The 9,545-nt window shown below is 70.7% G+C and carries 8 protein-coding genes; all 8 read left to right on the plus strand.

What is annotated here, in order from left to right; translation table 11 throughout:
• The first annotated feature begins 109 nt into the window (after window positions 1-109).
• The 8 genes from Q1K33_RS19820 to Q1K33_RS19855 all read left to right on the plus strand — a co-directional run bounded on the left by Q1K33_RS19820 (window position 110) and on the right by Q1K33_RS19855 (window position 9,439).
• Window positions 110-1,330: an amidohydrolase gene (locus tag Q1K33_RS19820; RefSeq protein ID WP_300406510.1), complete on the plus strand. Its 1,221-nt coding sequence runs from the start codon at window positions 110-112 to the stop codon at window positions 1,328-1,330.
• Between the two features lie 113 nt (window positions 1,331-1,443).
• Window positions 1,444-2,517, plus strand: a complete 1,074-nt coding sequence (locus Q1K33_RS19825; protein WP_300406512.1) for a BMP family ABC transporter substrate-binding protein — start codon at window positions 1,444-1,446, stop codon at window positions 2,515-2,517.
• A 160-nt stretch (window positions 2,518-2,677) separates the two neighbouring features.
• The gene (locus tag Q1K33_RS19830; RefSeq protein ID WP_300406514.1) at window positions 2,678-4,204 is read left to right on the plus strand and encodes an ABC transporter ATP-binding protein; all 1,527 of its coding nucleotides are present in this window, start codon (window positions 2,678-2,680) and stop codon (window positions 4,202-4,204) included.
• Window positions 4,201-5,304 (plus strand): ABC transporter permease, encoded by a 1,104-nt coding sequence (locus Q1K33_RS19835; RefSeq protein WP_300406516.1) that lies wholly within the window; start codon window positions 4,201-4,203, stop codon window positions 5,302-5,304. Before Q1K33_RS19830 ends, Q1K33_RS19835 begins: the two co-directional genes overlap by 4 nt.
• On the plus strand, window positions 5,301-6,590 hold the full coding sequence (locus Q1K33_RS19840; RefSeq protein WP_300406518.1) for an ABC transporter permease: 1,290 nt from the start codon (window positions 5,301-5,303) through the stop codon (window positions 6,588-6,590). The genes Q1K33_RS19835 and Q1K33_RS19840 overlap by 4 nt, the downstream gene beginning before the upstream one ends.
• Window positions 6,556-7,014, plus strand: a complete 459-nt coding sequence (locus Q1K33_RS19845) for a cytidine deaminase (protein WP_300406520.1) — start codon at window positions 6,556-6,558, stop codon at window positions 7,012-7,014. Before Q1K33_RS19840 ends, Q1K33_RS19845 begins: the two co-directional genes overlap by 35 nt.
• Window positions 6,986-8,143, plus strand: a complete 1,158-nt coding sequence (locus tag Q1K33_RS19850) for a cytochrome P450 (protein WP_300406522.1) — start codon at window positions 6,986-6,988, stop codon at window positions 8,141-8,143. Before Q1K33_RS19845 ends, Q1K33_RS19850 begins: the two co-directional genes overlap by 29 nt.
• 9 nt (window positions 8,144-8,152) lie before the next feature.
• On the plus strand, window positions 8,153-9,439 hold the full coding sequence (locus Q1K33_RS19855; protein WP_300406523.1) for a thymidine phosphorylase: 1,287 nt from the start codon (window positions 8,153-8,155) through the stop codon (window positions 9,437-9,439).
• The last annotated feature ends 106 nt before the right edge of the window (window positions 9,440-9,545 follow it).

The following is a 9,545-nucleotide window of genomic DNA, read 5'->3' on the forward strand; positions in this document are numbered from 1 at the left end:
GACCCCACCACCCACCACCCGACCAATGGATCCGACACCGACCCAGAGCCGGGCCGTGAAGTCCGTGACCAGGGCGGCCGTCCCTGCCAGATAGGTACCCTTGCGACCAATGTCCCAGGTGCCCCTGTCTTCCGATCCGACGTCAGATGCGGCCTCCGGTCTCATCTCCGACGTCGTCGCCAAGCACGACGCGGAGCTCGTCGAGCTGCGCCGCGACCTGCACGCCCACCCCGAGCTCTCCTGGGGCGAGACGCGCACGACGAAGCTGGTCGGCGAGCGGCTCGAAAGTGTCGGCTGGAGGCTTCGCCCCCTGACGACGACCGGCTGCGTGGCCGACCTCGGGACCGGGGACGGTCCGATCACGGCATTGCGCGCCGACATGGACGCGCTGCCGGTCCAGGACGTGAGCGGCGTGCCGTGGGCCAGCACCGTGCCGGGGGTCGCGCACGCCTGTGGCCACGACGTCCACACCACGGCGCTGCTGGGCGCGGCACTCGCCCTGGGCGAGCTGCACCAGCGCGGCGAGCTGCCCGGCCGAGTGCGGGTGCTCTTCCAGCCCGGCGAGGAGGTGATGCCCGGGGGAGCGCTCCAGCTCATCGCCCAGGACTCGCTCGCCGACGTCGCCCGCATCTTCGCCCTGCACTGCGAGCCGGCGGTGGACGTGGGGCACATCGGGATGCGCGCGGGCTCGCTCACCAGCGCCGCCGACAAGCTCGAGGTGCACCTCACGGGCACGGGCGGCCACACGTCCCGCCCCCATCTCACCGGCGACCTCACCTTCGCGCTGGCGAAGGTGACCACCGAGCTGCCCGCGGTGCTGAGCCGGCGCCTGGACCCGCGGGCCGGGGTCAGCGTCGTGTGGGGCCTGGTGCAGGCGGGATCGGCGGTCAACGTGATCCCCGAGCACGGCATGGTGGGCGGCACCGTCCGGATCCTCGACGCCGAGGCGTGGGCCCAGTGCGAGCCCATCGTCCGGGAGTCGGTGCTCGACATCGTGCGTCCCTACGGGGTCACCGCCAGGGTCGACTACCTTCAGGGAGTCCCACCGGTGGTCAACGATCCCGGGTGCAACGCGATCCTCTCCGCAGCGGCGCTATCGGTGCTGGGCCCGACGGGTCAGACGACGGTCCCGCAGAGCCTGGGCGGGGAGGATTTCGGGTGGTACACCGCCCAGGTCCCCGGCGCGATGTTCCGGCTCGGGACGCGCACGCCGGGCGGTCCGACGTACGACCTGCACCAGGGCAACCTGCTTGTGGACGAGCGAGCGATCGGCCTGGGCGCGCGGCTGCTGGCGGAGGCGGCGATCGCCGGTTTGGTCACCGACGTGTAACAACCAGGGATTTGTGCCCGTTAGTCATGTGCTGGACGCCCGGACGCGGTTAGGGTGCAGTCTGATTTCGTGTCCCAACCCCACGTGGACACCACAAACCCTGAGGAGGGATCTTGCGTCGTACGACCAAGATTGCAGCACTTCTGAGCGCCGGCATCCTGGCGCTCACCGCGTGCGGAAGCGATGAGCCCGAAACCAGCACCGACCCGGGCACCGGTGGCGAGTCCACCACGTCCGAGGAGACCGAGGCTCCCCAGAGCGACCTCATGGTCGGCATGGCCTACGACGTCGGTGGCCGCGGCGACCAGTCGTTCAACGACTCGGCCGCTGCCGGGCTGGACCAGGCCGTCGCCGAGTTCGGCGTGACGTCCCAGGAGTCCGAGGCCGAGGACGGCGAGGCCGAGAACGCCCGCGAGGAGCGCCTGCGCACCTTCGCCGACGCCGGCTTCAACCCGATCATCGCCGTGGGCTTCGCCTACGGACCCTCGATCGGTGTCGTCTCCGCCGAGTACCCCGACGTCAACTTCGCGATCATCGACGACTCCAGCGTCGAGGCCGACAACGTCGCGAGCCTGGTCTTCGCCGAGGAGCAGGGTTCCTTCCTCGTCGGTGCCGCTGCCGCGCTCAAGTCCGAGACCGGTCAGGTCGGCTTCGTCGGCGGCGTCGAGACGCCGCTGATCCAGAAGTTCCAGGCCGGCTACGAGGCCGGTGTGGCCGCTGTCGACCCCGACATCACCGTCGACGTCACCTACCTGACCCAGGTGCCGGACTTCTCCGGCTTCGGTGACCCGGCCAAGGGCAAGACCGCCGCCCAGGGCATGTTCGACAACGGCGCCGACATCGTCTACCACGCTGCCGGTGGTTCCGGTGGCGGTGTCTTCGAGGCCGCCTCCGAGTCGGGCAACCTGGCCATCGGTGTCGACTCCGACCAGTACAACACCGCCGACCCGTCGGTCCAGGACGTCATCCTGACGTCGATGCTCAAGAACGTCGACGTCGCCGTCTACACGTACCTCTCCGAGGTCGTCGGCGGCACGGTTCCCTCCGGTGTCACCACCTACGACCTCGCGGCCGACGGTGTGGGCTACTCCACCAGCGGAGGACAGGTCGACGACATCGCCGGCGACCTGGACGCCTACAAGCAGCAGATCATCGATGGGGAGATCGAGGTCCCGACCGCTCCCTGATCCGGGAGTTGATCGGGTCCTGACCGACCCAGCACGACGGCTCCATCGGGCCGCGGACACGCCTCCGGGCGTCTCCGCGGCCCGTGGTGTCTCCCGCCGAACCAGACATGGCCTAGCCTGCAGAGCGCAGCATCTGAGCCCCGCCCACGAAGGAGCACACGTGTCGAACCCCGTGCCCGAGGTCCCGGCAGTCCGACTCCAGGGCATCGGCAAGCGCTTCCCGGGAGTCATCGCCAACGACAACATCAACATCGACGTCATGCGCGGCACCATCCACGCCATCGTCGGTGAGAACGGCGCCGGCAAGTCGACGCTGATGAAGATCCTGTACGGCGTGCAGCGCCCCGACTCGGGCACCATCGAGGTCGACGGCACCCAGGTCTCGATGGGATCGCCGGCCGACGCGATCAAGTCCGGGGTCGGGATGGTCTTCCAGCACTTCCAGCTGGCCGACAACCTCACCGTCCTCGAGAACGTCGTGCTCGGCGCGGAGAAGCTCCACGGCATCGGCGGACGCGCCCGGAAGCGGATCGTGGAGATCTCGGACTCCTACAGCCTCGGGGTGGAGCCCGACGAGCTGGTCGAGGACCTCGGAGTCGGCGCGCGGCAGCGGGTGGAGATCCTCAAGGTCCTCTACCGCGGCGCGCGGACGATCATCCTCGACGAGCCGACCGCGGTCCTGGTGCCGCAGGAGGTCGACGAGCTGTTCGGCAACCTGCGCGGCCTCAAGGACGAAGGCCTGGCGGTCATCTTCATCTCGCACAAGCTCGACGAGGTGCTCTCGGTCGCCGACGAGATCACGGTCATCCGCCGCGGCACCACGGTCACGACCGTCACCGATCCCTCGTCCGTCACCGCGCGCGACCTGGCCGAGCTGATGGTCGGCTCGGAGCTGCCCCAGGCGTCCTCGGAGGCCTCGACGGTCACCGACGAGGTGCTGCTGAGCGTCCAGTCGCTGTCCCTGCCCGGCAGCGGCGCCCGGCCGCTGCTCGACGACCTCTCCTTCGACATCCACCGGGGCGAGATTCTCGGGATCGCCGGAGTCGAGGGCAACGGCCAGGCCGAGCTCGTCGAGGCCATCATGGGGATGCGCGAGCGCGCCACCGGCTCGATCCGCCTGATCGACGCCGACCTGAGCACCGCGTCCACGCGACAGCGTCGCGAGAGCGGCATCGGCTACATCCCCGAGGACCGGCACCGCCACGGTCTGCTCCTCGACTCGCCCCTGTGGGAGAACCGCGTCCTGGGCCACCAGGGCCGGCCGCCGAGCGTGAAGCACGGCATCGTCGACAAGCGAGCGGCCCGACAGGACACGCTGCGCATCATCGACGAGTACGACGTGCGAACGCCCGGCGCGGGGGTGCTCGCCCGTGCGCTGTCCGGAGGCAACCAGCAGAAGCTGATCGTGGGCCGCGAGATGAGCGGCGACCCGATCCTGCTGATCGCCGCCCACCCGACGCGCGGCGTCGACGTCGGCGCCCAGGCCGCCATCTGGAACCACATCAAGACCGCTCGCCGGGAGGGACTCGCCGTGCTGCTCATCTCCGCCGACCTCGATGAGCTGATCGGGCTCTCCGACCGGATCGAGGTGATCCTGCGTGGCAGGTTCGTCGGCTCCTTCGACCCCTCGGACGTGACCCCGCAACAGCTGGGCTCGGCGATGACCGGAGCGGGGGCGAGCGCGTGAGCACCCGCCTGGTCTCCTTCCTGCTCGGCCTGCTGGCCGCCGCGCTCGCCCTCGTCGCGGCGTTCGCGATCACCAGCCTGGTGCTGATCATCGCCGGCGACCCGGTGGGCGAGGTCTGGGGCGAGATCCTCACCTTCCCCGAGCAGCGCAACCTCGCCAACATCATCAACAACGCCACCGTGCTCTATCTCTCCGGCCTGGCCGTCGCGGTGGCCTTCAAGATGAACCTCTTCAACATCGGGGTCGACGGGCAGTACCGCATCGCCGCCTTCGTGGCCGCCGTGGTGGCCGGGGAGGCGTGGCTCCCGGGCTACCTCAACACCGCGCTGGCGATCCTCGCCGCGGTCCTCGTCGGGGCAGCCTGGGCCGGCATCGCCGGGCTGCTGCGGGCGACCCGCGGGGTCAGCGAGGTCATCTCGACGATCATGCTGAACTTCATCTCGACCTCGGTGGTGGCCTACTTCCTGCGCAAGGCAGCGGTGCGCGAGGAGGGCAGCAACACCCTCGGCACCAAGGAGATCCCCGAGGGCAGCCGGATCCCCAGTTTCAGCATCGGCGACGGGCCCGGGACCGAGATCTATGGCTTCATCTTCATCGCCGTCGCGGCCGGCTTCGCCTACTGGTTCGTGCTGAACAAGACCCGCTTCGGGTTCAACCTGCGCGCCACCGGCCAGTCGACGACCGCGGCGGTCGCCTCGGGCATCAGCGTCAAGCGGATGACGATCGGCGCGATGCTCATCTCCGGCGGGGTCGCCGGGCTGGTGGGCCTGCCGATCCTCTTCGGAGACTCCTACTCCTACGGCTCCACGTTCCAGTCGGGTCTCGGCTTCGCCGGCATCGCCATCGCGCTGCTCGGACGCAACCACCCGATCGGAATCGCCCTGGGCGCGCTGCTGTTCGCCTTCCTCGACGAGCAGTCCAACCCGCTGCAGATCCTCGTCGGCGTCTCCCCGGACATCGTGGCGATCACGCAGGGCGTCATCGTGCTCACCGTGGTGATCTCCTACGAGATCGTCCGTCGCTTCGGCGTCCGCCTCGAGCAGCAGCAGGTGGCCAAGGCGGACAGACCCGTCGATGAGCCGAAGGAGGTGACGGCATGAGTACCCCTACCGAGGCCACGACGCCGGTCGGAGCAACACCGGGTCCCGAGGGCAACCACCGGCTCCGACCCTGGTCGGGACGTTCGGGTCGCTGGTGGCTGATCGTCGGGCTGGTGCTCGGCTTCGCCGCGCTCTCGGTCCTGCGCGTCGTGACCGGGGCCGACGACCTGACCTCGTCCGGCACGATCCGCGCGACCCTCATCGCACTGAGCCCGATCATGCTCGCCGGACTGGGCGGCCTCTGGGCCGAGCGCGCGGGAGTGGTCAACATCGGCCTCGAGGGCATGATGATCCTCGGCACCTACGGGGCCGGCTACTTCGGCTACACCTACGGGGCGTGGGCCGGCGTGATCGGGGCCATCGCGCTGGGGATGATCGGCGGCCTGATCCACGCCACCGCGACCGTCGTCTTCGGCGTCGACCACATCATCTCCGGCGTGGCGATCAACATCATCGCCCTGGGCGCCGTGCAGTACCTCGCGTCGCTGACCTTCGTGGGTCTGCCGGGCGCAGGCGCGACCCAGTCGCCCAAGATCCCCAGCCTGCCGACGATCACGATAGGTCCCCTGAGCGACGGGCTGGGCGATCTCGAGGACCAGGACCTGTTCCTCGTCTCCGACGTCGCCTCGCTGCTGCGGGCGTTCTGCACCAACCTGTCGGTGCTCGTGCTCATCGGTCTGGCCCTGCTCGTGCTGAGCTACTTCCTCCTGTGGCGCACCGCCTTCGGGCTGCGCCTGCGCTCGTGCGGCGAGAGCCCGTCGGCCGCGGAGTCGCTCGGTGTGGCGGTGATGCGCTACAAGTTCGGCGCCGTGCTGATCTCCGGCGGCTTCGCCGGACTCGCCGGCGGTGTCCTCGCCATGGTCGCCTCCAGCAACTACCGCGACGGGCAGACCGGCGGGCGCGGCTACATCGGGCTGGCCGCCATGCTGTTCGGCAACTGGCGCCCGGGCGGACTGCTGATGGGCTCCGGGCTGTTCGGCTACACCGAGACGCTCGGCCTGCGCCAAGGCGGTACGTCGGTGCGCGCACTGCTGCTCGCCGTCGCCGTGCTGGCCGTCGTCGGCGGTGCCGTGCTCATCCTGCGCCGCAAGACCGTCGGCGGGGCCATCACGATCGGGATCGGCGTCCTGGTCGCCGCGGTCTACTTCCTCATCGACGAGGTCCCCGGCGACTTCGTGACCATGGCGCCCTATGTCACGACGCTGCTCGTGCTGGCCTTCGCGTCCCAACGACTACGCATGCCCGCAGCCGATGGGCAGGTCTATCGGAAGGGGTCGGCCGGTTAGCGCTCCACGGGAGGACTCCGTCGCCGGTGACGTCGCCGGTGACTTCGACTGGGCCGGCCTGCGGGCCGCCGCCGTCGAGGCGATGCAGCACGCCTACGCGCCCTACTCCCGCTTCCGGGTCGGGGCCGCGGCCCGCGTCGACGACGGACGCATCGTCGTGGGCTGCAACGTCGAGAACGCTGCCTACGGGGTCGCGCTCTGCGCCGAGTGCGGGCTGGTCAGCCAGCTCCACATCACCGGCGGCGGACGCCTCACGCACTTCGCGTGCGTCAACGGCGAGGGCGAGACCATCATGCCGTGCGGCCGCTGCCGCCAGCTGCTCTTCGAGAACGGCGGCCCCGACCTGCTGCTGCAGACCGTCTCGGGCATCAAGAGGATGGATGAGGTGCTCCCCGATGCCTTCGGTCCCGACGACCTCGCTTGACCTGGCCGACCCCGAGGTGGTGGCCGACCCTTACCCGTTCTTCGCCCAAGAACGTGCCCGGCACTCCCTCGCCCGGCACGAGACGTCGGGCACCTACCTGACGTTCGCGCACGCCACGGCGGGCGCGGTGCTGCGCGACCGGAGGCTGGGCCGGATCTGGCGCGACAAGGAGCCGGCCGCGGCGATGGAGCCCTTCAACCTGCTGCACCGCAACCAGATGATGGAGAACGAGCCGCCCGACCACACGCGCCTGCGGCGTCCGGTGGCGCGGGCCTTCAACCGGGGTCACATCGAGCGCCTGCGCCCACGCGTGCAGGAGCTCGCGATGAGCCTGCTGGAGGAGCTGGATCCCGCGGGCTTCGACGTGATCCACGCCTACGCCGAGCCCTTGCCCGTCCTGGTGATCGCCGAGCTGCTCGGCGTGCCGGCCAGCCACACCGGAGACCTGCGGCGCTGGTCGCAGGCGATCGTGCGGATGTACGAGGTCGCGCCCTCCGCCGCGGTGCAGGACGCGGCGCTCGCGGCCGCGGCCGACTTCGCCGCCCTGGTGCGCGACCTGCTCGCCGTACGACGGGGGAGCCCGGCCGACGACCTGATCACCGACCTAGCGGCCACCGAGCTCACCGACGACGAGGTCGTGGCCGCCGTCGTCCTGCTGCTCAATGCGGGTCACGAGGCCTCGGTCAACGTCTTCGGCAACGGACTGGTCGCCATGTTGCGACGCGGGCTCCGACCGGGTGACGACGTCGCCCGGACCGTCGAGGAGATGCTCCGCTTCGACTCGGCGCTGCAGCTCTTCGAGCGCACCGCCACCGCCGACGTCGAGCTCGCCGGCATCCGGATCCGGGAGGGCGAGAAGGTGGCCGCGCTGCTGGGCGCCGCCAACCGCGATCCGGCGGCCTTCGAGGCGCCGGACACCTTCGACGTCGACCGGGCCGACAACCCGCACGTGGCCTTCGGGGCGGGGGTCCACTTCTGCCTGGGTGCCCCGCTGGCCCGGATGGAGCTGGTCGAGTCGGTCGGTGCGCTGTGGACCAGGCACCCCGACCTCGCCCTCGCCGGGGAGCCGGAGTCGCGGGGGACCTTCGTGCTCCGGGGCTACGACTCGGTGCGCGTGTCCACACCGTAGGGTCTGCGCATGACTGCGCACGATGCCGTCGAGGTCATCCTCGCCAAGCGCGACGGCGGCACCCTCACCGACAGCCAGATCGACTGGGTCATCGACGCCTACACGCGCGGCGACGTCGCCGACGAGCAGATGTCGGCCCTCGCCATGGCGATCCTGCTCAACGGGATGCAGCGCACCGAGATCAGTCGCTGGACCGCCGCGATGATCGCCTCGGGGGAGCGGATGGACTTCTCCGCCCTCTCGCGTCCCACCGCAGACAAGCACTCCACCGGCGGTGTCGGGGACAAGATCACGCTGCCGCTGGCGCCCGTGGTGGCCGCGTGCGGCGTGGCCGTGCCCCAGCTGTCCGGGCGCGGCCTGGGCCACACCGGCGGGACCCTCGACAAGCTCGAGTCGATCCCGGGCTGGCGCGCCGCCCTGTCCAACGCCGAGATGATGGCGCAGCTGGAGTCCGTGGGCGCGGTCATCTGCGCCGCCGGCGACGGCCTGGCCCCGGCCGACAAGAAGCTCTACGCGCTGCGTGACGTCACCGGCACGGTCGAGGCGATCCCCCTGATCGCCTCCTCGATCATGAGCAAGAAGATCGCCGAGGGCACCGGCGCGCTGGTCCTCGACGTCAAGGTCGGCAGCGGCGCCTTCATGAAGGACGTCGACGACGCCCGCGAGCTCGCCGAGGTGATGGTGGGCCTCGGCACCGACGCCGGCGTACGCACCGTCGCCCTGCTTACCGACATGTCCACCCCGCTCGGTCTCACGGCCGGCAACGCGATCGAGGTGGCGGAGTCCGTCGACGTGCTGGCCGGAGGGGGTCCGGCCGACGTCGTGGAGCTGACCGTCGCCCTGGCTCGCGAGATGCTCACCGCCGCCGGTCGCGAGGACGTCGACCCGGCCGAGACGCTGACCGACGGCACGGCGATGGACGCCTGGAAGGCGATGATCCGCGCCCAGGACGGCGACCCCGACGCCGCGTTGCCGACCGCGCGGGAGTCGCACGTCGTCACCGCCCCGGCCACCGGGGTGCTCACCCGCCTCGACGCGATGGCGGTCGGGATGGCGGCCTGGCGCCTCGGCGCGGGCCGCGCGCGCAAGGAGGACCCGGTCCAGGCCGGCGCCGGAGTCGTCTGGCACGCACGTCCGGGCGACGCGGTGACCGCCGGCGAGCCGCTGTTCACGTTGCTGACCGACGAGCCGGCCCGCTTCGAGCGGGCGCTCGCGTCGCTCGAGGGCGGGTACGACGTCGGCTCGTCCGACGAGGTGGTCGCGCAGCCGTTGGTCATCGACCGGATCGGTGGCTGAGCTCCTCTTCGGGGTTGGTCCGGGTGGTTGCGGTGGGTGGGGCCGCGCGTGTAGCCGACCCGCTCCTTCGGGGTGCTGCCGGTGGTCAGCGTGGGTGGGGCCGCGC

It is taken from the genome of Nocardioides sp. (assembly GCF_029937575.1).
GTDB lineage: Bacteria > Actinomycetota > Actinomycetes > Propionibacteriales > Nocardioidaceae > Nocardioides.